Genomic DNA, 22,884 nt, shown 5'->3' with positions numbered 1-22,884 from the left:
TCGGGCAATATTCCATGACTGAAGGAGTAGTAACATGTCACGTGTTAAAAGAGGTTTTAAAGCGAGACGCAGACGTAACAAGGTACTGAAACTTGCCAAGGGGTATCGTGGCGCGCGTAGTAAATTGTTCCGTAGTGCGACAGAAGCAGTTGATCGGGCCCTGAATTACGCTTTCCGCGATCGTCGCGTCAAGAAGCGTGACTTCCGCAGCCTGTGGATCACCCGCATCAATGCTGCTTCCCGTGTCAACGGGTTGTCTTACAGCAAGTTCATTTTCGGCCTCAAAAAGGCCAATGTCGAGATCGACCGCAAAGTACTGGCCGACATCGCTGTTTCCGATCCGAAAGGGTTCGCGGAAATTGCCGGAGTGGCCAAGGCCGGCCTCTGACAGGATCGCGGCATAACCTAATTAAAAAGGGAATGGGACGAAACACTCCCGTTCCTTTTTTTTAAGGTACAACCCTAACTTCAAAAAACCTTGAAACATAAAGGTCAAAAGCCATGCGGGAACAGCTTGAACGATTGAGACAAGATGCGCTGGGAGCCATTAACGGTGCCTCCGGTGAAGATGCCCTTCAGGAAGTACGGATCAGGTTTCTGGGGCGCAAGGGTGAACTCACGGCTCTGATGAAAGGATTGGGTGCTCTGGCTGCCGAAGAACGCCCGGTGGTGGGGCAACTGGTCAACACTATCAGGGACGAGATCGAAACCGCTCTGGAAGCAGTTCTGGCCGCTGCCCGGGAAAAGGCCAAGGATGAGCGGCTCAGGTCCGAGCGCATCGACGTGACCTTGCCCGGACGCCGCCCGCTGGCCGGGAGCAAGCACCCGATCACCCAGGTTATCGAAGAGGTCAGCGACATCTTTGCAGGGTTGGGATTCTCGGTGGCCGAAGGGCCGGAGATCGAGCACGATTGGTACAATTTCGAGGCGCTCAACTTCCCTCCCGAACATCCGGCCCGCGATATGCAAGATACCTTCTTCGTGGACAACAGCTTGCTGCTGCGCACGCACACCTCGCCGGTCCAGATCCGCACCATGCTGAAGAAGAAGCCCCCCCTGCGCATCATCGCTCCGGGCACCGTGTATCGGTGCGACTCCGACGCGACCCATTCTCCCATGTTCCATCAGATTGAGGGACTCATGGTCGACAAAGGGGTCACGTTCGGAGATCTGAAGGGGATTCTGACGATTTTCACCAACCAACTGTTCGGTCAGAAGACCGGTGTCCGTCTCCGCCCCAGCTTCTTTCCCTTTACTGAGCCGTCGGCCGAGGTGGATATTGCCTGCGTCATCTGCGGCGGCAAGGGGTGCCGTGTCTGCAAAAACAGCGGCTGGCTGGAGATACTGGGGGCAGGCATGGTCGACCCCGAAGTCTACCGCCACGTCAACTACGATGCCGAAGATATCTCCGGTTTCGCCTTCGGCATGGGCATCGAACGCATTGCCATGTTGAAGTACGGCATCAGCGACATGCGCCTGCTGTTCGAAAATGACGTCCGGTTTTTGAAGCAGTTCTGAAAGCGGTAAACCTCTCGCCGCAGAGAACACAAAGATCACAGAGAAACAAAAACAGGATGGACGTTTTTAAATCTGTTGATTTGTTTTTATTTCCTCTGTGGCAAAGCGATTTTGAATTTATTCCGGTACATGGTGCTCAGATATGAAAGTGACCTACAACTGGCTGAAGGAATTCGTTGAATGTGACCTGACACCCGCGCAGTTGGCCGATGTGCTGACCATGCTCGGTCTCGAAGTGGAAGGGATGGAGCATCAGGGGGCCGGGATGGACGAGGTCGTAGTGGCGCTCGTCGAGGAGAAGCGGCAGCACCCCAATGCTGACAAGCTTTCGCTCTGCCGGGTCAACAACGGCACCGAGGTGCTGGATGTGGTCTGCGGCGCCCAGAATTTCAAGGCGGGGGATACCGTTGCGCTGGCCCAGATCGGAGCCGTGCTGCCGGGCGACTTCCGGATCAAACGCTCCAAGATCCGCGGCGAGGAGTCCTGCGGCATGCTCTGTTCCGAAAAGGAATTGGGTCTGGCCGACGAAAGCGCCGGCATACTGGTGCTCCCGGCCGGACTCCCCCTGGGCACGCCGGTATTTGAAGCGCTGGGGCTCAAGGACACCTTGCTGGAGATCGGTTTGACTCCCAACCGTGCCGACTGCCTGAGCGCCATCGGCATTGCCCGCGAAATCGCCGCCAAGCTCGGCAAAGCCATCCGCCTGCCCGAGGCTGCCGTGCCCGAGGGCAACGAACCGGCCGACGGCATCATCGGCGTCACCGTCGAAGATGCCGAACTCTGCCCTCGCTATGCGGCGCGCCACATCTCCGGCTGCCGCATCGCTCCCTCGCCGGCGTGGCTGATGAAACGGCTGGCAGCCGTTGGCATCCGTTCCATCAACAATGTGGTGGATGTCACCAATCTGGTGATGATGGAGCTGGGGCAGCCCCTGCATGCCTTTGACTGCGACCAGTTGGCCGGTCGGCGCATCGTTGTGCGCCGCGCTTCCGAAGGGGAACCCTTCACCACGCTGGACGGCCAGCAGCGCATATTGACCTCCGGCGACCTGATGATCTGCGATGCCGAGCGGCCGGTAGCCCTGGCCGGCATCATGGGGGGACAGAACTCGGAGATCTCCGATGTCACGACGAATATCCTGCTGGAGAGCGCCTGGTTCAAACCCGCAGCCATCCGCACCACCAGCAAACGGCTTGGCCTGCATACCGAGTCTTCCCACCGCTTTGAGCGTGGTACCGATATCGGCGGGGTGGTCCGGGCTCTGGACCGTGCTGCGGCGCTGATTGCCGAACTGGCCGGCGGCACCGTTTCACGCGGCGTTCTCGATGCATACCCGGGCCGGAAGGAATCTCAGGCTATCACGCTGCGTCCCGGCAGGGCCAATGCCCTGATCGGCATTGACCTGTCCCCGGCTGAAACCATCGATATACTGCGCCGTCTGGAGTGCGACGTGCAAGAACAGGCCGACGGGACTCTGGCGGTCGTGCCCCCCAGCTATCGCGTGGACATCGAGCGCGAGATCGATCTGGTGGAAGAGATCGCCCGACTGAACGGTTTCGACAAGATTCCCGCCACCATGCCCACGGCGCAGATCATTTCCGATCGTCCCACGCCGCATCAGCGGTTGGAGCGCACCGTACGGGACGTGCTGGTGTCCCACGGCATGAACGAGATCATCAATTTCAGCTTTACCACCCCCGATGCGGCCGACAAGTTGCTGCTGCCCGCGGACGATCCGCGCAGAGCGGTGATCCAGCTTGCCAACCCGTTGGTGGAAGAGCAATCGGTCATGAGGACCAGTCTTCTGCCGGGGCTCCTGCAGGCAGTGGCCCATAACGTCAGTTTCCGTTCCACCGATCTGCGGCTGTTCGAAATGCGCCGGGTCTATCTGCCGACACAGGAAGAAATGCCCCGGGAGCCGATTTTTGTGGTGGGCGCCCTGACCGGCTCCCGCGAGCCGGAAGGGTGGAGTAATGCGCGTGGAGCGGTCGATTTCTTCGATGCCAAAGGGATCCTGGAAAATCTGTTCGACACGCTGCATATAGAGAACGTCAAATGGGTGAGCGACACGCCGGAGAGCTTCTATCATCCGGGCAAGTCCTGCAGCATCATGGCCGGCAGGGAGCGTATCGGCTCGGTCGGTGAGATCCATCCCACCGTGCAGGAAATCTTTGAGCTGGAAAAGCCGGTGTACTGCTTTGAGCTGGATTTCGAAAAGCTGGTCGCCCTGGGGCGTTCTGGACGTGCTATCGTGGCTCCGTCGCGCTTTCCGGACACTAGCCGCGATATCGCCCTGCTGGCTCCTGATGATGTAGCGGCACGGACCATCATCGATTGCATCAAGGGGATCAAGGCCCAGGAGATCGAACAGGTGGAGATTTTCGACCTGTACCGCGGGACCGGTATTCCGGAAGGTTTCAAGAGCATTGCCGTACGCATCCGCTACCGTTCCTACGAGCGTACGCTCACCGACAGCGAAATTGAAACGCTGCACGGCAAGGTAGTTAGCGCGCTGCTGAACAAGTTGAACCTGTCAATAAGATAAAAACTGTTGCACAACCAGTCTCCCTGTGTTATATAATCCACCTTTTCGTTCACTGCCAAGAAAACGCTGCAGATTGAGGATGGTATGACCAAAGCAGACATCGTCGAGAGAATTCACCAGAAAATCGGTTTTTCGAAAAAAGAATCGGCCGAAATGGTTGAAACCGTTTTCAGTATCATTAAAAATACACTGGAAACAGGCGAGAAAATCAAGATTGCCGGCTTTGGCAACTTTGTCGTAAAACAGAAGGCAGACCGCAGGGGACGCAACCCCCAGACCGGTGAAACCATCACCATCGCTGCCCGTCGCATCCTGACGTTCAAGCCGAGCCAGGTCCTCAAAAACGCCATCAACGGCACCGACATCACCGACGAGGCTGCCTGAGCCGAAGAGATATGAACATCGCACTGCCCGATAAGTTGTATTTCAAGATCGGAGAAGTTGCACAGCTGGCGGACGTAAAAACATCGGTTCTTCGCTTCTGGGAAAGCGAATTCGATTTTCTGAAGCCTGAAAAGAGCAGTACCGGACAACGGCTGTATACTAAAAAAGAAGTCGCCCTGATTCTGGAAGTAAAACGGCTGCTGTATGCCGAAAAATTTACTATCTCAGGTGTAAAACAAAGAATCACCCCGCGGGGGAAACTGCTCGCGGAAGAAATTTCCCCACCCCCTCGCCACGCCGATCCCATCGGCCTGTTGAGAGAAATCAAAACTGATCTGCAGGCATTGAAAAATCAACTGCAGCAATAGTTTCGGTGCGTAGCGCAGCCTGGTAGCGCACTAGACTGGGGGTCTAGTGGTCGCTGGTTCGAATCCAGTCGCACCGACCATAAAAACAAGGGGTTACGGCATTGCCGTAACCCCTTGTTTCGTTCATGATACAGAGCTGTACAGAGGCTTTCGCCTCGACTTAATCACTCCTTTCACTGACAACCTTCTCCTTGTCCCTTTGTGTTTTTTTGCCACCTTGTTCAGGCCTGCGACGACAGAGGATATCGGCGTTGCTGACGGCTCCTGTGAAAGAGGCGGCAGGCGAGCCGGGCAATCCGTCCCTCTTCAGACTCTCAGCGCCTTTCCAACTGCACCGCCAATTGCACTGGTTTCGCCAGGCTATTGAAAACGGGAGAGAATTTTTGAGCCTCTTTAATCAGTTCATCCTTCGCGGATTCGGAGAGATCCCCTTCGATTTTGAACAGGATCGTGATCTTTTCGTATTCCACCTTCACGTCATCGGCAATGTTGAGAAAACCGCGCAGATCCAGAGTTCCCTGGTACCGGGATGAAACCCTGTCGAGCCTGACGCCTTTGGCAGAGGCCACAGCGACAAGACTTGTAGTGAGGCAACCGGACAATGCGACGAGGAGATATTCCACCGGGTTGGGGCCGCGATTCTCGCCCAGCAGGATAGGGGGTTCGTCCATGTCAAAATGTGTGGGTGCCCGGCTCGTGTCTTCCTTACCTGCGCCGTAAAAGCCTTCAACCGTTGCTCTGTTGTGGGTGCCGCCCATCCAGCTGTTGGATGCGCGAAATATGAATTTTGCCAGTTCCGGCTGCTGCCTGACCTGCTCTATCGTTACGCTGGAACTGATCGACATTCACGCCGTTCAGAATTCTGTCCGTTGTCATGGTGGTGTCTCCTTTCCGATCTCCGGTAACTCGGGTGCTGACAGGTATTGCGCCGTATGATGCCTTGATGAGGCTGGGTCGCTTGGTTCAAGGTTGGCCGCTTTCCGGGCGAAATGCGCTGGTAGTAATGCTGCCAACGCAGCTTGACGCGCAGGAAGTATTTGTGCTAATGCCGATGAAGCCCGCTCTTTACGGAGCGGAATACTTCTCACCATAAGGGCCCTCCATGCTGACTGCAGAACAAAAACCGATGCTCCGCTTTCTGGCTGTGATGACTGCCGCCTCCATGATCGGGCTGCAGGGATACACCATCCTGTTCAACAACTACGCGGTCGAGGTGATCGGGCTGGACGGCAGCGGGGTCGGGCTGCTCCAGTCCATCCGCGAGGTGCCGGGCTTTCTGGCGCTTCTGGCGGTGTTCGTTATGCTGGTCATCAAGGAACACCGCCTGTCGGCGCTCTCCATCGCCCTGCTGGGAATCGGCACCGGCATCACCGGCCTGCTGCCCTCCTTTGCCGGTCTGGCCTTCACCACTTTAGTGATGAGCTTCGGCTTTCATTATTACGAAACCACCAACCAGTCGCTGACCCTGCAGTACTTCTCCCAGGGGATCTCACCGCTCATCATGGGCCGCCTGCGCAGCCTGGCCGCCGCTTCCAGCATCGCGTCCGGCATCCTGATCTGGATATTGGGATTGTTCCTGGAGTACCGGGGGACGTTCCTGGTGGTGGGGGGGCTGGTGTTCCTGGCCGGGGTGTGGGGTATGCTGCAGGACCCGACCCATCCCGATGTGGCGCCCCAGCGGCAGCGGATGGTCCTCAAACGCAAATACATGCTCTACTATGTACTGACCTTCCTGTCCGGGGCCCGGCGGCAGATCTTCATGGTCTTCTCGATCTTCCTGCTGGTCAAGATGTTCCACTTTTCGGTGCGTGAGATGACCCTGCTGTTCATCATCAACAATGCCGTGGCCTGGGTGCTGAATCCGTTGATCGGCAAGGCCATCGTCTCCTTTGGCGAGCGCCGCATCTCATCGATCGAATACGCCGGTGTGATCGTGATATTCCTGACCTACGCCTACACTGATTCCCGGTTCGTTGCCGCTGCCATGTACATTCTGGACAACATCCTCTTCAATTTTGCAGTGGCCATCCGCACCTATTTCCAGAAGATCGGCGAACCACAGGACATCGCCTCCTCCATGGCGGTGGGGTTCACCATCAACCATATCGCAGCGGTGTTCCTGCCCGCCCTGGGGGGCTACCTGTGGATGATCAACTACCGCATTCCCTTCCTGGCCGGTGCGGCGCTGGGAGTCGTGTCGCTGGCAGCGGCCCAGTTCATGCGCACCCATCATGAGCCGGACGAAACGCCCGAACAGGTGCTACCGGCCTACACCGCTGCCGAGTCGGAACAGCTCTGAAGCCCGGCTTCACCGGATGGTCTGGCATGCGGAACAAGGGCCGCACTCGGACCGTGAACCGGGCCTGCACCGTCACTTGTGTTCGAAGGTTCTGCAGTCCGGATGATTCTGGTGCCAGCCGATCTTGACCGTGAAGGCATTGCACTCCAGCAGTTCGTTATGCTTGCAGGAAGCGACCTTGCAGGCTCCTACCCCCCCATGCATATCCGGAATACCGCCGCTGTGCGCGCTGACGACATAGGTGTCGCACTGCGGACACTCTTCCGGCCCCCCTACGGTAATCGCCAGCGTATGACATGAATTGTGCTTGTTATAGGCGCAGTCGGTGACATCGCATTCGGCGATTCTGCTCATACTTTTCTCCATGATCCGCTCCTTTTTGGAAGGTCTGAACCATGATTCAAATTGTACTGCGGAAGCGGAAACGGTCAAATTCCGGCCGAGCCCGGCGGAACTGCTCCCTGCATAGGACAAAATCGGGTGATGGGATGCGCATTGCCGCATCCGAGTTATACTGATGAAGAGCTGCCTGCAACTGTTGCCGGTATCACACAATGACAAGGAGGCAAGGATGAACACTGTCACCAGGTCGAACGGACACACGTGGGATCAGGTCGTTTCCAGTCAGTTTCGTGCAGGTAAGGGGGACCCCATGACACGCCGGACGGTAGCCGGGCTCAAGCATGCACTGAGAGGCAGCGTCGGCATGGTGAGGATGATAACCAGGGGGGGCATGCGCCACCACTGACCTCCTCAAGCGTCATGCCATCGAGACACGGGGATACGGGGTGATACAATGTGAGTGGGATCGCGCTCCGTATCTCCGTCTTTTTGTACCTGTCGCCGGCTGTTCTCTCAGGGCCAGAGACCCCGGTGGAGTGGGAACATGAACAGGACCTTCTCCCGAACGGCAATAACGATCTTCATGTGCGGCGACGTCATGACCGGCCGGGGGATCGACCAGATCATGCCTCATCCCTCTGCGCCGGGCATTCACGAACCGTATGTCCGCGATGCCAGGACGTACGTGGAACTGGCCGAGGATCTCAACGGGCCGATTCCCCGGGCAACCGACCCCGCCACTGTCTGGGGATATGCCCGGGATATCCTCGCGGAAAATCCGCCCGATGCCGGGATCATCAATCTCGAGACCAGCATCACCACCAGTGAGGCCTACTGGCACGGCAAAGGGATCAATTACCGCATGCATCCGGCCAATGTCTCCTGCCTGACCGTTGCCGGGATCAATGTCGTCAGTCTGGCCAACAACCATGTCATCGACTGGGGCTATGCCGGTTTGTCCGAAACGCTTCGGGTGCTGAAAAGGTCGGGTCTGAAATCGGCAGGAGCGGGGCTTACCTCGGCGGAGGCAGCAGGCCCGGCCATTGTCGAAGTGCCGGGAAAGAAGAGGGTAGTCGTGTTCAGTTACGGTTCAGAGACGAGCGGCATTCCTTCCGCCTGGGCTGCGGAACGCGACAAGCCCGGCGTAAACCTGCTGCCTGACCTGACAGGCAGAACAGTGGCTGAAATCGGCGCATCAGTGCAGGCGGTGAAGCGCCCCGGAGATGTGGTGATTGTCTCGATCCATTGGGGGGGCAACTGGGGCTATGCGATTCCCGTCGAGCATATCGCGTTTGCCCATGGGCTGATCGACCGGGCCGGAGCGGATGCCGTACATGGGCATTCGTCACACCACCCCCTGGGGATCGAGGTATACGGCGGCCGGCCGATCATCTACGGTTGCGGCGATTTCATCAACGACTACGAGGGCATTGGCGGGAACGAGCACTTCCGCGGTGAGTTGGGGTTGATGTACTTCCTGCGGGTGGAAACCGACACCGGCCGACTGGCCGGTCTGAAAATGAAGCCAACCCGGATCAGGCGCTTCCAGGTCCAGTGGGCAGACCGTGATGAAACGCTGTGGCTCAGAGACATGCTGAACCGGGAGGGGAAACGATTCGGCACCAGGGTGGAGATGGAGCAGGACGGCACCCTGGTGCTGCGATGGCAATGAGCCGGGAGGCTGACATGCTTGAAATCGACGGCAGTTACGGCGAGGGGGGCGGACAGATACTGCGCACGGCCCTGTCGCTTTCCTGCCTGACCGGGCGCCCCTTCAGCATCGCTCATATCCGCCGGCAGCGCGACAAACCGGGGCTGATGCCTCAGCATCTGGCGGCGGTGCGGGCAGCCCAGGCCATTTCGAACGCCAGCGTGGAAGGGGCCAGACCCGGTTCGACCTTTCTCACCTTTCACCCCGTCTCCTTGCGGGGAGGCATCTTCTCCTTCGACATCGGCACGGCCGGCTCCGTGTCGCTGGTGCTGCAGACCCTGATCCCGCCCCTGCTGCAGGCCGGCCACCCCAGCCGCCTGACTCTGACGGGGGGCACCCATGTGCCAGGCAGCCCCTCAATGACCTATGTGACACAGGTATTTACGCCGATGCTGCATCACCTGAACGCCAAGCTGCGCTTGTCCATTGACGGCTATGGCTTCTACCCCCACGGCGGCGGCCGCATCACGGCGGAGATCATACCGGAAGCCGATCTTAAACCGTATAATCCGGGCGCGCCGTCTGGTCCGCTGCGCATCAGCGGTGTCTCCGCGGTCTGCAATCTGCCGCAGGCCATTGCCGAGCGCCAGCGGGCAGCGGCTCTGGCGATGCTGGCGGAGAAGTGCGGAGACGACCTGCATCCGGCCAGGATCGAGGCCATGAATGTACCCGGTCCGGGCCAGGGAACTTTTCTGTTCCTGCGTGCCGAGCGGGGAGGGGTTCAGGCGGGATTCACGGCACTGGGGGCCCGGGGCAAGCCGGCCGAAACCGTGGGCAGCGAGGCAGCGACCAAACTGCTCCGGCATCTGTCGAGCGGGGCGGTACTCGACCCGCATCTGACGGACCAGGTGGTGCCGTACCTGGCGCTCGCGCGCGGCGAATCCTCCTTCAGCACCTCCTGCATCACCAGACACCTGCTGACCAACCTGTGGGTGGCCAGCCAGTTCCTGCCGCTGCATTATCGGGTATACGGGGAGGAGGGGCAGGCGGGCCGGGTTCGGATCGCACCGTCGAATCGTGCGTAGATCCGTTCAGATCCGGCCTCTTCCGCGTCCCCTTTGTATGTGGTTTTGGGGGATCATTGCGTATCGGGCTTCATCTTTTCCGGAATTCTCTCCTTATCGGTCGGCAGGTTTTCCGGTCCGCATTTTTCACAGCAGTCGCGGCAGCCGTTGGTTGCAGGTACGCCGTTATGCTGCGGTTTGACATCCCGGGTGGCGGAGCGGCAGTCCCTGCAGCAGGCGCAGGCCTTTTCACGCTCGCTTCCGCCGCGCCTTCCGGCATCGCCGCTGTAACTGCCGAAGCCTTGGCCGGTGTCGACGGCGGCAATACCTGGCGTTGCCAGCGCCGCGCCAAGCAGTACCGTAACTGGAAACAGCTGAATTCCCTTCATGCCTCCCCTCCCGATTCGAGATCCTTCCATCTAAAGCCTATCACTCTTTAGGAAAAGGTCATGCTCCCCTGCTTTTTAGTTGCAAAAGAAAAAGCGGTTTGATTAGGTATGTTATTTTTGAATCCGCTCAAGGGGGCGACGCAGCGGGATTTCAACCTGCCGCTCATGCCTTTTTTCAATTTAATTGGTATCATGGAAAGAAGGGGAAACGATGATCAGGAAGCATGCCAGCAATGGCAAAAAAACGGTACCCAAGAAGGCTCCTGAAGCGGCAACGTCCGACAATGACTTCAGACATCCCTCCTACGTCGTCGGTATCGGCGCATCGGCCGGCGGCATCGAGGCCTTCAGCGAACTGATCGAGGCGTTGCCCGGCGAAACCGGCATGACCTATATTTTCATCCTGCATCTGGACCCGACCCACGAGAGCATGCTCAGCCAGATATTCCAGCGCAAGACCGCTATCACGGTACAGGAGGCCCAGGATGGGATGCGGTTGGAGCCGGACAATCTTTACGTGATCCCTCCCAACCGCTATATGACCATTATTGACGGCAAGCTGTCGCTGCTTTCGCGTGAGCAGGGAAGCGGCAAGTTCATGCCGATCGACCTGTTTTTCAAAACCATGTCGGCTTGGTGGAAAAACCGCTCCATCGGTGTGATCCTGTCCGGTACTGCCAACGACGGCACCCTCGGGCTGAAGGAGGTCAAGGGCGCCGGAGGGCTGACTTTCGCCCAGGATCCCACGAACGCCCACTATCCCGACATGCCCGAAAGTGCGATCCAGTCCGGCGTGGTTGATTTTGTACTGACTCCGGCACGAATTGCCCAGGAGTTGGCCCGGGTCGCCAAATATCCAATGCTCCTGCCGGATGAGCAGGACCAAGAACTGCCATCCAAGCCCGATGCCGATACGGCTGCCATTTTCAGGATGCTGCTGGCGATCAGCGGGATCGATTTTTCCAGTTACAAGCCGAGCACCATCCATCGCAGGATCACCCGCCGAATGATGGTGGCCAGGATCGAGACGCTGACCGCGTATATCAACTTTCTGAAGAAGAATACTTCCGAGCAGGAGGCACTGGCCAATGACCTGCTGATCAACGTCACCAGTTTTTTCCGCGATCCGGAAATCTTCGAGACGCTGAAAGAGAAAATTCTCCCCGATTTGCTCAGGCGGAAACCGGCGGGTAGCCCGATCAGAGTTTGGGTGCCGGGCTGTTCGACCGGGGAAGAACCCTATTCGCTGGGCATTTGTCTGTTGGAGGTGGCGGATGAATTATCGCTGCGCAACCCGATCCAGATATTTGCCACCGATGTCAGCGATCAGACCATCGAGCGGGCTCGCACCGGCATCTACCCGGAAAGCATTACCAACGAAGTTTCCAAGGAACGTCTCAACCGTTTTTTCATCAGGTGCGAAGGAGGTTACCAGATCAGCAAGAATCTGCGCGACCTGTGCATCTTCGCCCGCCAGGACCTGACCAGGGATCCCCCGTTTTCAAGGATGGACCTGATCAGTTGCCGCAATGTGCTGATCTATCTGATGCCTGCGCTGCAGAAGAAGATCCTTCCCACCTTTCACTACGCCCTCAATCACGACGGATTTCTGGTCCTCGGTTCGTCCGAAAGCACTGGTGGATTCGGAAACATCTTCACTTTGATGGACAGGCGTTTCAAGATCTATCAGAAAAAAGCGGTCGACTATCGCGGCAAGCACGAGTTTCAGCCCCCCCTTTACGAGGAACGTCCCGGACCGGGTAAGAAGCCGGCCGGGACTTTGACTACCGAATTCGACGTACAGCGGGAAGCCGACCGGATCATACTCGGCTCCTATGCCCCGGCCACGGTGCTGATCAACGACCAGATGGACATCATCCAGTTTCGGGGGAAGACCGGCTCGTTCATCGAGCCGGTTTCCGGGGCTGCCAGTCTGAACCTGGCCAAAATGTTGCGGGAAGGGCTTCTGTTGGCAGTGCACTCACTGGTGGCCCGGGCACGCAAGCAGAACCTGCCGGTTCACCAGAGGGATGTCGTGATGCAGATGGATGGGAGCGAGCGGAGGGTCGATCTGGACGTGGTGCCGGTCCGTCCACCCAATGTCGCCAAGCCGCGCTACTTTCTGGTGGTGTTCCGCGAATCCCTGTCGGCCGTGGTGGCCCGGGAAGAGCCGAAATCGGACCGCAAACGCGAGCAGCGACAGATCGAGCACCTGCGCCATGAACTGCAGACCACGCGGGAATATCTCCAGTCGGCCTTGGAGGAAAAGGAATCGATGAATGAGGAATTCCGGGCCGCGGTAGAGGAGATCCAGTCCGGCAACGAAGAACTGCAGTCGACCAACGAGGAACTGGAGACCGCCAAGGAGGAACTGCAGTCCACCAACGAGGAGTTGATCACGGTCAACGAGGAGTTGCAGACGCGCAATATGGAGTTGAGCCAGGTCAACAACGATCTTCTGAATGTGCTGAACAACGTCAGTCTGCCGGTTATCATGCTCAGCACCGACCTGCGCATCCGACGCTTCAATCCGACTGCAGAAAAGCTCCTCAACCTGATACCGTCCGACGTGGGACGGCCGCTCTCCGATCTGCGACTCAGCACGACCTTTCCGGATCTGGAGGGGCAGATCGGCAGTGTGGTGGAGACACTGGAGGCGCGGGAGTTGGAGGTGCAGGGGGGAGGGGGGCGCTGGTTCCAGCTCAGGCTGCGCCCCTACCTGACCGTGGACAGAAGGCTCGACGGGGTGGTCATGTCCCTGGTGGACATCAGTGAGATGAAGCAAAGCATGGAGCATATGCAGGAGCAGCATCTGTTCATGGATGCGGTCTTCGAGACCCTGCGGGAGTCTTTGCTGCTGCTTACCCCCGACCTGAAGGTAGAGAGGGCCAATCGTGCCTATTATGAGCGCTTCCATACCACCCCCCAGGAGACGACCGGGAACTACTTCTATAAACTGCAGCAGGGGCAATGGTACGATCCGCAGCTGCGCAGGCTGCTTGATGAGGTGCTTCCGGAAAAGTCCTCATTTGATAATTTCATCATGCAGATAGGGAACAGGCGCGTGCTGATCAACGGGCGAAGGATTCAGGGTGCCGAGGGGGCCGAAAAGATATTGATTGCCATCGACGAGGAGCAGCTAAGCTAATGGCACAGCGAAACGGCAAAAAAGTGGAAGGGAGGGCGCTTTCTCCCGGCGCTCCAGAGGAAACCCCGTTCGGAACGGGCGATCATGAAGCCGAACTGGAGACACTCACCCGGCACCTGAGAGAGACCCAGCGCCTGCTGGAGGAATCCCGCGACCGTTACGCCGACCTGTACGATTATGCACCCCTCGGCTATGTGACCCTGACCCGCAATGGGTTGATCCGGGAGAGCAACAGTACCTTCGCCCGGATGGTCGGCCATGACCAGCGCTTCCTGATGGAAACGCCCTTTACCGGCATCCTGGCCTCCACTTCACAGCTCAGTCCCTTCCTGGAACACCTGGGCCGTTGCAGCAGGAGCCATCAGCGGGTGGTGACCGAGGTGCGTCTGAGGCACAAAAACGGGAGTGAAATGGATGTGGAACTTTCCAGCACATCGGTGGCCGATTACCGTAGCCGCTCGACTCTTTACCGGACTGCGGTAATCGACATCAGCGACCGAAAACGGACCGAGCGGGAATTGCAGGCAGTCAAGGAGGATCTGGAGACCCGCGTGCAGGAGCGGACCGCTGAGCTGAGCAGTGAGATAGAGCAACGCCTGAAAGGGGCGGAAGAGCTGCGCCTGCAGGAGAAACTGCTTCTGCAGCAGAGCAGAATGGCCGCCATGGGAGAGATGATCGGCAACATCGCTCATCAGTGGCGCCAGCCACTGAACGGCCTCGGCCTGATGTTCCAGAGCCTGCTGATGGAGTACGAGATGGGCTCCTTCACCAAGGAGTTTCTGGACGAGATGGTCAGCCACGCCATGAAAGTCATCGCCCACATGTCCCGGACCATCGACGATTTCAGGGAATTCTTCAAGGTGGACAAGGCCTGGGTCGTTTTCGATCTGAAGCGCTTGCTGCAAATCAGCCTTTCCATGGCGGAGGCCGGTCTCAGGGAACAACGGGTGACGGTTGATCTGCAGTGCGAGGAGGGGCTTCAGGCGGGTGGTTTTCCCAACGAGTTCTCCCAGGCTGTCCTGAATCTCCTGACGAATGCATGTGACGCCCTGGCTGAACGCCAGGTGCCCGAACCGGTGATCACCATCAGGGCCTTCAGCGAGCTGGGCCGGACAGTGGTAACGCTGGCCGACAACGCCGGAGGCATACCGGCAGAGATCATCAAGCGGATTTTCGATCCTTACTTCACTACCAAGGGTGACGAGAAAGGCACCGGCATCGGCCTGTTCATGTCCAAAACCATCATTGAAAAAAACATGCATGGCAGCCTGACGGTACGTAATACCGGTCAGGGGGCGGAATTCAGAATAGAACTGGCCGGCCAGACCGAAAGATCAGAAAGGGATTCCGGCTGAGCCAAATTACCGGGATTTTCGATCGTTTTTCCTTCTGAGTGGCGCCCCGGCAGGATGAACACGCCGCGGGCTGCGCGCCTTGTCGGGCAGTTCCGATATCCGATCGCAGGAGGGAGTCTGACATTGAAGCGCCTGTGAATACCAGCCACTGATCCCCGGTACCTTTCGAGCACGGCCCCGCAGCGGCATCACCGTAGTTTTCCTGTCTTTTTTTTTCGAAATGTCATAAACTTCCCTTTCTCATTAATTCATCGCCGTTTTGTAGCGAGCCTTGTCCGGTATGGACGGGGAAGCGCACATGCGTATTACGAGCGGCAATAACGCCCTGAACGGGCGATCACGGTGGCCCATGAACCTTTCAACGAACAACAAGATACTCTTCACCTACAGTGTGGCCTTTGCCATCATCATCGCCACGGCCCTGGTCTCCTGTTACAGCACCATTCGTCTGATCGAAACCGCCGAGTGGGTCGAGCATACCCACGAGGTGCTGAGAGAGATCGAAGAGGTGTTTTCACTGCTCAAGGATGCCCAACGCGGTGAACGCGGCTACATCATCACCGGAGACGAGGCCTATCTGGCGCCTTACCGCGCTTCCACGGACAAAATCCCACTCCGGCTGAAGGAACTTCGCACGCTGACCAAGGACAACAAAGGCCAGCAGGCGAGGCTGGAACTGCTCGTGCCGGTGATTTCACGGGAGATGGAGGCGTTGCACGACAGGATTGTCCTGCGGAGACAGAACGGTCTCGAAGCTGCCGTGGCCGCCGTCAAAAGCGGCGAGGCCCAAAAGGTGATGGACGAGGTGGACAGGATCGTGGATGCCATGCGGAGGGAGGAAAATACCCTTCTGCTGCAGCGCAGCAGGGCAAATGCCCGGCTTGCCGACTATACGAAGATATTCGTCGGTGTGGCTCTGGCGGCTTTTCTGGGGTTTGGCTCATTCTCGCTGCTGATTGTGCGGCGCAACGTGAAACGGAGCAAACAGGACGAGGAGGCACTGCGGCGGGCCCACGATGCCGCAGAGGCTGCCAACCGGGCCAAGAGCGAATTTCTGGCCAACATGAGCCATGAAATCCGTACCCCCATGAATGCCGTCATCGGCATGTCGCACCTGGCGCTCCGGACCGATCTGAATGCCAAGCAGCGGGATTATGTCTCCAAGATCCAGTCCGCAGCCCTGTCGCTGCTCACCATCATCAATGACATCCTGGATTTTTCCAAGATCGAGGCCGGAAAACTCGAGATGGAGTCGGTCCCTTTCCGTCTGGATGACGTGCTGGAGAATCTGGCTGGCGTTGTGGGGGAAAAGGCCCACGCCAAGGGACTGGAGGTGCTGTTCGATCTGGACCCGCGCCTGCCGGACCAGTTGCTGGGCGACCCGCTGCGGCTCGGACAGGTGCTGATAAATCTGGCCGGCAACGCGATCAAGTTTACCGAGCAGGGCGAGATCCTGATTGCCGTCCGGCTGGAGCGCGAAGAAGGGGGGGCTGGTCCCGTGATCCTGCGCTTCACCGTGCGCGACAGCGGCATCGGTATGACCGAGGAACAGACGGCGCGGCTGTTCCGTCCTTTCAGCCAGGCGGACAGCTCATCGACCCGCAAGTACGGCGGCACCGGGCTGGGACTCTCCATCTGCAGACAACTGGTCCACATGATGCAGGGCGAGATCGCGGTTCGCAGTGAGCCGGGCAGGGGGAGCGAGTTCACGTTCACCGCCGTCTTCGGCCGGCATATGCTTCCTTCCGGCCGCGTACAACAGCCCCCGGTCGAACTGCAGGGTGCCAGGGTGCTGGTGGTGGACGATAACGAGAGTGCCCGCGAGATCCTCAAGTCGTACCTGACCTGCATGTCCTTCAGGGTCACCACGGTGGCGAGCGGGGCCGAAGCGCTACAGGAGCTTAGAAGGGTAGCCTATGCTGCGGAGGGAGACGGCGGCTATCGGCTGGTATTCATGGACTGGCGCATGCCGGGCATGGACGGAGTCGAAGCCACCATCAGGATCAAATCCGATCCCCGGCTGCTCGATCCCCCCACGGTGATCATGGTTACCGCCTTCGGACGGGAAGAACTGATTCGGCGCGCCGAGGATGCCGGCATCGACGGGTTTCTGATCAAACCGGTCAATCAATCGGTACTGTTCGATACTATCAGCGACCTGTTCTACGGCGCACCCCATCGGTCACAGCGGGACCCCGCCGGCAGCAGGTTTCCCGGGGAGGCGCCCGATAGTACGGGACTGGCCGGGAAGCGCATCCTGCTGGTGGAGGACAATCCCATCAACATGCAGGTGGGCCAGGAGATACTGGAAGCCATGGGTATCATCGTTGTTACGGCGGTCAACGGCCGCGAGGCGGTTGAGATGATCGGCAGCGACCCCTCCCGCTTCGCCGCTGTCCTGATGGACATCCAGATGCCGGTCATGGACGGCTACGAGGCCACCAGCCGCATCAGGAAAGAGGCCGGAGGCCAGAACCTCCCAATCATTGCCATGACCGCCCATGCCATGAGGGAGGAACGGGAACGGTGCCTGGCCGCCGGCATGAACGACCATCTTTCCAAGCCGATCGATGTCGACCGCGTGACCGAAGCCCTGCTGCGCTGGACCGGTACTTCCGACAGCCGGCATGGCGCGTGCCCCTGCACTGCTGAAACACCGAAGGAGCCGGGACTGCCGATGTCCGTGCCGGGCATCGACTGGGCCGAATTGCTGGAGCGGCTGCGTGGAAATCTACCGCTGTGCGTGAAACTGCTGCACGATTTCCGCGAAAGCCACGGCACGGCAGCCGGGGAGATCCGTGGCGCGCTGAAGGGAGGAGATCGTATGGCTGCCCGCCGCATGATCCACACCCTGAAGGGGATTGCCGGCAACCTGTCCGCAGGTGAGATCTACAAGACAGCTGCGGCGCTGGAAGAGGCTCTGGAGCGCGGAGGGACGGATGCGCCCCAGCTTCTGGAGCAGTTGGACTACGCCATGCAGGAGATGATGGAAGCACTGCCGCCATTGGAGGGGAGCGGATTGCCGGAGGAGCCTTCCCTGCAGAAGGATGCGGGAGAGGAACGGCGGACCGTGGACCCGGATACCCTCGGTCCCCTGTTGAGCGACTTTTACGCCCTCCTGAAGCGGAACAGCATGGAAGCGAGGAAACAGGCGGCTGCCCTGTCCGGGGAACTGCTGGGGACACACCTGGAGGAGGAAATGCGGCAGATCGAGACCTGCCTTGCAAAACTTGATTTCGTGAGTGCCCGCGGAACCGTCGAGAAAGTGGCCGGCGCGCTCGGACTGGAACTGGGATAGGAGAGAAGGAATGCTGAACAGACGGCAAAAACTGCTGATAATCGACGATACGCCGGTCAACATCGAGATACTCGGCGAACTGATGGGGGGGGAGTGCGAGGTGCTGTTCGCGCTGAACGGAACGGACGGCATTGAACTCGCCTGTTCGCAACTGCCGGACCTGATCCTGCTGGATGTCATGATGCCGGATGTGGACGGCTACGAGGTCTGCTCCAGACTTAAGCAGGACCCGCTCACCAGGTCCATACCGGTGATCTTCGTGACCGCCATGAACCACGAGGAAGACGAGGCCAGGGGGCTGGAGATCGGGGCCATCGACTACGTCAACAAGCCGATCAACCAGGCCATAGTCCGGGCCAGGATCCGCAATCATCTGGAGCTGAAACGGCATCGCGACCTGCTGGAAAACATCTGCCTGGCGGACGGCCTGACCGGCGTGGCCAACCGCAGACGCTTCGACCAGTATCTCGATCAGGAATGGAGGCGGGCTCTGCGCTCGGGAACAACGATCTCACTGGTCATGATCGATATCGATTATTTCAAGCTTTTCAATGACGGCTACGGGCATGTGGCCGGCGACGAATGTCTGCGGAAGGTTGCGCTGAAGCTTGTGGAAACCCTGAAAAGGCCCTCGGACATGGCGGCGCGCTACGGAGGGGAGGAGTTCGCCTGCATCCTGCCGGAAACCGATGCCGCCGGGGCCCTGCTGGTGGCGGAAGAGTTGCGCCACGAGGTGGAGGCCCTGCAGATACCGCACGAGTCTTCGGAAGTATCGAGCCGGGTAACCATCAGCGTCGGTGTGGCCAGCATGACCCCCTCGCCGGGAGAGTCGTACGTTGCCATAGCCGAGCAGGCGGATCAGGCCCTGTATGCCGCCAAAAAGGAGGGGCGCAACCGGGTGAGTTCGTGCCGCTTGGACCTTCAGCGGGAGACGTTCCGCTATAACGGCAGCAATTTCTCTGCCGGTTTGGCTCTTTCGTAACGCAAACAGGCCGCTTTTGCAGGAAAAGCGGCCTGTTCTTCGTGGTGATGCACAAATCCTCACAGAGACCCTGGGTTCGTCCGTATCATGCGCACCGCGACCTTTCCGGCCGCGCGGATACCGTCAGTAGGTGAACTGCAACCCGATCTGGGTGGTTGTGAAGCGGGTAACGCTGCATTTGACCTCGCGATGGGTGATTTTGGGATCATCGGCCAGATCGATGGTGCACACATCTCCCAGACGGATGTTTTCCATCGAGACGTCGTAGCAATTCACCAGCACGCCGGAAATGGAGATATCCTCCAGGTAACACTGGATACTCCTGCCGTTGTGATTTAAGACGCATTTCTCGAAACTGTTGATTCTTTCGCCATGTCTGCGCGAACCCATATGAAGCCTCCTTCAGGCAGGACCCTGTTCTGCTTTATTATCTCATCCGGGTTCGGGAATGACAAGAGAATGAAACGGTCAGGAAGTGAAAAGGCCTTCTCTCTCGTTTTACCGTTATGGAATGATACAATTGAAGTCACGGAGGTCATTCACCATGAGGATCATTACAATACTGTTGATGCTGGCAATGTTCGCTCTCCAGGCCTGCAGTACACAATATGTGGTGCAGCGGGATCTCGGCGCCTATCCGTTCAATCACCGGGATTTCGATTATCATGTGGCCTGGAAAACCTCTCAGCCCGGCGATGGCGTCGTCATCGACGGTCTGCTGCGCAATGTCCGCTATGCCTCCATCGATGAGATCGAGGTGACGGTGGACCTGGTCGCACCGGACGGAAAAGACCGTTCGCATGCCACCGTGTTCCCGGTCCCGCAGTATTCCCGACAGGACGATGTGGTCCCCTTTGGCCTGAAACTGCCCAATGTGGCGGCGATGAGTCAGGGGGATACGCTCCGGTTCATGCTCCATTACCGCGGAAGCGACGGCGGCGGAGACGATAATGGGATCGAATGGCGCAGCGTCTTTACGGTGAATGCGATGAGCGGGGCAGAGGTGGAAAAATGATCTGAAGGCCGCCCGGGGCGGACCGGCTATTTCCAGGCGACGGATATCCTGTCCAGGGCCATGGCTGCCGATATCAGCGAGAGGTGGGTCAGTCCCTGGGAGAAATTGCCGCACAGTTCCCCGGTCACGGGATCGAACTGCTCGGAAAACAGCTCCAGTTCATTGCCGGTGGAGAGCGCCCGGTCGAAGACTTCATGTACCTCCTTCATGCGCCCCTGCCGGGACAGGCATTCGGCCAGCCAGAACGAACAGGCCAGAAATACCCCTTCCGGCTCCGGCAGGCCTGCAGCAGCCGGGCCGTACCGCCGCACAAAGCCGTTTTGACACAGTTCTTCCCGGATGGCGTCCACGGTGCGCACCATGCGCGGATCGCCAAAGGCGATGAAGCCGGTCATCGGCATGAGCAGCAGGGCAGCGTCCATGGTCTGGCCACCGAAGAACTGCACGAACACCTCCGCCCCCCTCCGATACGGCAGCCGAGGCTGCCAACGAATGACGATCGGTCCGGCTCATGGCAAAATCGCCGGATACGAGCAGCCCGTCGCAGCCGCCGATCACTGCAAAAGAACAATCGCGGTAATGTTTTATCCAGGGTTTAATGGCGCTATTTTTCCCTGCTGGCCAGCAGGGCGGCCACAATCTGCCGGGCCGACTGCCTGACAATGCCCCCCCGGTTCGGATCCCCCTTCAGAATCGACATCATGAAGCTCCTGGCCTGCTCCATGGTGACATGCGGCGGCAGCGGCGGCACATCCGGGTCGCAGTGGGCATCGATCACCACCGGCCGCCGGGCGGACAGGGCGGTCTGCCATACCGCGGCGATCTGCTCCGGCTTGGTTATCTCCAACCCCTCCAGACCGAGCATGTCCGCGTACCGGGCATAGTTGAAAGGGGGCACCTCCTGTGAATTGCTGAACTTGGGGGCTCCGCTCATAACCCGCTGCTCCCAGGTCACCATATTGAGATCCAGGTTGTTCAGCACCATGATCACCAAGCTGGGGTTGCTCCAGTTCTTCCACTGCCTGGCAATGGTGATCAGCCCGTTGATGCCCAGCATCTGCATGGCACCGTCACCGACCAGGGCGATTACCGGCCGGTCGGGATAATTCATCTTGGCCGCAATGGCATAGGGCACCCCCGGACACATGGTTGCCAGTCCCCCTGACAGGGAGGCCATCATGCCGGGCCTGATGCGCAGGTCCCGGGCAAACCACCCGGCCGCGGTGCCGGAATCACAGGTGAGAATGCACCGGTCCGGCAACTGCGGAGAGAGCTCCCAGAACAGCCGCTGGGGATTGATGGGGTTCGCCTCGGCCATGGCGCGTGCCTCGGTGATCTGCCACCACTCGGAGACATTCTTCACGATCGATTCGCGCCACTGCCGGTCGTTTTTCCGCTCCAACAGCGGCACCAGGGCCCTGAGCGTCAGGATGGCATCTCCCTGGAGGTTCACTTCCATCGGATAACGCAGGCCGAGCATGCGCGGGTTTATATCGATCTGGACGCCGCGCGCCCTGCCTTCCCGAGGGAGAAACTCGGCATAGGGGAAACCGCTGCCGATCATCAGCAGGGTGTCGCACTCCGACATCATGTCCCAGCTCGGCCTGGTGCCCAAAAGCCCGATGGACCCGGTAACAAAGGGGAGGCTGTCCGGCAGGACCGCCTTGCCGAGCAGGGCCTTGGCCACTCCGGCCCCCAGCCGCTCCGCAGTTTCGATCACCTCTTCCGCCGCTCCCAGGGCTCCGGCACCCACCAGGATGGCCACCTTGCTGCCGGAATTGAGCACCTCCGCCGCCCTCCGCAGATCGTCGCGCTTCGGTACGATCTCCGGCCTGCTGAAGCCGAGCCCGGTAAAAGTGGTGCCGTGTTTCCGTTCCGGAGAGGGGATCGCATCCATCTCCTGGATGTCATTGGGCAGGATCACGCAGGTGACGGTCCGTTCGGCCAGGGCGATCCGCAGGGCGCGATCGATCAGGTGCCGCACCTGGGCCGGGTTGCTGGCCATGTGTACGTACTGGCCGGCAACATCCTTGAACAGGGAGAGCAGGTCCACTTCCTGCTGGAAATCGGCTCCGATGGCGCTGGTGGCCTGCTGGCCGACAATGGCCACCACCGACTGGTGGTCCAGCCGGGCATCGTAGAGGCCGTTCAGGAGATGGATGGCCCCCGGACCGGAGGTTGCGATGCAGATGCCGACCTGGCCGGTGAATTTGGCATGGGCGCAGGCCATGAAGGCCGCCTCTTCCTCGTGGCGGACCTGGACGAACTCCACCTTTTCCACGGCCCGCCCCAAGGCTCCCATCACGCCGTTGATACCGTCTCCGGGATATCCGTACACCCTGCGCACTCCCCAGTCGTACAGCCGCTGTACCAGATAGTCGCTTGTGGTTGCCATGTTCGATTCCCCCGTTCGGGCACAGTTTTTTGCACCCGCCTCTCAGCGTTACTAAAAGTCTAAGCCGTGGGGGCTCCCTGTCAATCGTTCTCCGATCGGCTGCCGGTTCCTAGGTTGACATCCCCGGGTAA

General features: G+C 59.1%; 20 protein-coding genes and 1 tRNA gene. 15 read left to right on the top strand and 6 right to left on the bottom strand.

Annotated features, from left to right (window positions below; translation table 11 throughout):
* The first annotated feature begins 34 nt into the window (after positions 1-34).
* From rplT to GSVR_RS12600, 6 genes are all read left to right on the top strand, one after another.
* Positions 35-388, top strand: a complete 354-nt coding sequence (gene rplT / locus GSVR_RS12625) for a 50S ribosomal protein L20 (protein ID WP_173199865.1) — start codon at positions 35-37, stop codon at positions 386-388.
* A 113-nt stretch (positions 389-501) separates the two neighbouring features.
* Positions 502-1,518, top strand: a complete 1,017-nt coding sequence (gene pheS / locus GSVR_RS12620) for a phenylalanine--tRNA ligase subunit alpha (RefSeq protein ID WP_173199867.1) — start codon at positions 502-504, stop codon at positions 1,516-1,518.
* A 142-nt stretch (positions 1,519-1,660) separates the two neighbouring features.
* Positions 1,661-4,063, top strand: a complete 2,403-nt coding sequence (gene pheT / locus GSVR_RS12615; protein ID WP_173199869.1) for a phenylalanine--tRNA ligase subunit beta — start codon at positions 1,661-1,663, stop codon at positions 4,061-4,063.
* An 84-nt stretch (positions 4,064-4,147) separates the two neighbouring features.
* Positions 4,148-4,447: an integration host factor subunit alpha gene (locus GSVR_RS12610; protein ID WP_173199871.1), complete on the top strand. Its 300-nt coding sequence runs from the start codon at positions 4,148-4,150 to the stop codon at positions 4,445-4,447.
* An 11-nt stretch (positions 4,448-4,458) separates the two neighbouring features.
* Positions 4,459-4,815, top strand: coding sequence for a MerR family transcriptional regulator (locus tag GSVR_RS12605; RefSeq protein WP_173199873.1), 357 nt, complete (start codon positions 4,459-4,461; stop codon positions 4,813-4,815).
* Positions 4,816-4,818: 3 nt separating this feature from the next.
* Positions 4,819-4,895 (top strand) — tRNA-Pro (locus GSVR_RS12600).
* 234 nt (positions 4,896-5,129) lie between these two features.
* On the opposite strand, the gene GSVR_RS12595 is transcribed toward GSVR_RS12600, so the two are convergent.
* Positions 5,130-5,660 carry an OsmC family protein gene (locus GSVR_RS12595; protein ID WP_239077318.1) on the bottom strand — a complete coding sequence of 177 codons (531 nt, stop codon included), beginning with the start codon at positions 5,658-5,660 and terminating at the stop codon, positions 5,130-5,132.
* A 257-nt stretch (positions 5,661-5,917) separates the two neighbouring features.
* Here GSVR_RS12595 and GSVR_RS12590 point away from each other — a divergent pair, with 257 nt between their 5' ends.
* The gene (locus GSVR_RS12590) at positions 5,918-7,114 is read left to right on the top strand and encodes an MFS transporter (RefSeq protein ID WP_173199874.1); all 1,197 of its coding nucleotides are present in this window, start codon (positions 5,918-5,920) and stop codon (positions 7,112-7,114) included.
* Positions 7,115-7,186: 72 nt separating this feature from the next.
* Here GSVR_RS12590 and GSVR_RS12585 read toward each other — a convergent pair whose 3' ends face one another.
* Positions 7,187-7,468 carry a DUF1540 domain-containing protein gene (locus GSVR_RS12585; RefSeq protein ID WP_239077317.1) on the bottom strand — a complete coding sequence of 94 codons (282 nt, stop codon included), beginning with the start codon at positions 7,466-7,468 and terminating at the stop codon, positions 7,187-7,189.
* Between the two features lie 217 nt (positions 7,469-7,685).
* On the opposite strand from GSVR_RS12585, the gene GSVR_RS12580 reads away from it, so the two are divergent.
* The 3 genes from GSVR_RS12580 to rtcA all read left to right on the top strand — a co-directional run bounded on the left by GSVR_RS12580 (position 7,686) and on the right by rtcA (position 10,192).
* Positions 7,686-7,862, top strand: a complete 177-nt coding sequence (locus tag GSVR_RS12580; RefSeq protein WP_203978661.1) for a hypothetical protein — start codon at positions 7,686-7,688, stop codon at positions 7,860-7,862.
* Positions 7,863-8,000: 138 nt separating this feature from the next.
* Complete coding sequence (locus GSVR_RS12575; RefSeq protein WP_173199878.1) at positions 8,001-9,128, top strand: CapA family protein; 1,128 nt, start codon at positions 8,001-8,003, stop codon at positions 9,126-9,128.
* A gap of 14 nt (positions 9,129-9,142) precedes the next feature.
* Positions 9,143-10,192, top strand: a complete 1,050-nt coding sequence (rtcA, locus tag GSVR_RS12570; protein ID WP_173199880.1) for an RNA 3'-terminal phosphate cyclase — start codon at positions 9,143-9,145, stop codon at positions 10,190-10,192.
* Positions 10,193-10,245: 53 nt separating this feature from the next.
* Here the strand turns inward: rtcA and GSVR_RS12565 are convergent, their stop codons facing one another.
* A complete protein-coding gene (locus GSVR_RS12565; RefSeq protein ID WP_173199882.1) occupies positions 10,246-10,560 on the bottom strand; it encodes a hypothetical protein in 315 nt (104 codons plus the stop codon).
* A 211-nt stretch (positions 10,561-10,771) separates the two neighbouring features.
* Between GSVR_RS12565 and GSVR_RS12560 the strand changes: the two genes are divergently transcribed.
* The 4 genes from GSVR_RS12560 (at position 10,772) to GSVR_RS12545 (ending at position 19,343) form a co-directional block, all read left to right on the top strand.
* Positions 10,772-13,708, top strand: a complete 2,937-nt coding sequence (locus GSVR_RS12560; protein ID WP_173199884.1) for a CheR family methyltransferase — start codon at positions 10,772-10,774, stop codon at positions 13,706-13,708.
* Positions 13,708-15,063 (top strand): ATP-binding protein, encoded by a 1,356-nt coding sequence (locus tag GSVR_RS12555; protein WP_173199886.1) that lies wholly within the window; start codon positions 13,708-13,710, stop codon positions 15,061-15,063. Before GSVR_RS12560 ends, GSVR_RS12555 begins: the two co-directional genes overlap by 1 nt.
* 349 nt (positions 15,064-15,412) lie before the next feature.
* The gene (locus tag GSVR_RS12550) at positions 15,413-18,361 is read left to right on the top strand and encodes a response regulator (RefSeq protein ID WP_173199888.1); all 2,949 of its coding nucleotides are present in this window, start codon (positions 15,413-15,415) and stop codon (positions 18,359-18,361) included.
* Between the two features lie 10 nt (positions 18,362-18,371).
* On the top strand, positions 18,372-19,343 hold the full coding sequence (locus GSVR_RS12545) for a diguanylate cyclase (protein WP_173199890.1): 972 nt from the start codon (positions 18,372-18,374) through the stop codon (positions 19,341-19,343).
* Between the two features lie 123 nt (positions 19,344-19,466).
* Here the strand turns inward: GSVR_RS12545 and GSVR_RS12540 are convergent, their stop codons facing one another.
* Complete coding sequence (locus tag GSVR_RS12540) at positions 19,467-19,733, bottom strand: PilZ domain-containing protein (protein WP_173199892.1); 267 nt, start codon at positions 19,731-19,733, stop codon at positions 19,467-19,469.
* Between the two features lie 154 nt (positions 19,734-19,887).
* On the opposite strand from GSVR_RS12540, the gene GSVR_RS12535 reads away from it, so the two are divergent.
* Positions 19,888-20,358, top strand: coding sequence for a hypothetical protein (locus tag GSVR_RS12535; RefSeq protein ID WP_173199894.1), 471 nt, complete (start codon positions 19,888-19,890; stop codon positions 20,356-20,358).
* Positions 20,359-20,384: 26 nt separating this feature from the next.
* On the opposite strand, the gene GSVR_RS12530 is transcribed toward GSVR_RS12535, so the two are convergent.
* Both GSVR_RS12530 and GSVR_RS12525 read right to left on the bottom strand, forming a co-directional pair.
* Positions 20,385-20,804: a glycoside hydrolase family 15 protein gene (locus tag GSVR_RS12530; RefSeq protein ID WP_173199896.1), complete on the bottom strand. Its 420-nt coding sequence runs from the start codon at positions 20,802-20,804 to the stop codon at positions 20,385-20,387.
* Between the two features lie 158 nt (positions 20,805-20,962).
* Positions 20,963-22,753: a thiamine pyrophosphate-requiring protein gene (locus GSVR_RS12525; protein WP_173199898.1), complete on the bottom strand. Its 1,791-nt coding sequence runs from the start codon at positions 22,751-22,753 to the stop codon at positions 20,963-20,965.
* Positions 22,754-22,884: the final 131 nt, after the last annotated feature.

The sequence above is a fragment of the Geobacter sp. SVR genome, assembly GCF_016865365.1.
In the GTDB taxonomy this organism is placed as follows: domain Bacteria; phylum Desulfobacterota; class Desulfuromonadia; order Geobacterales; family Pseudopelobacteraceae; genus Pelotalea.
The sequence above is the reverse complement of the archived record's forward strand: the minus strand, read 5'-3'. Positions and strand labels throughout refer to the sequence as shown.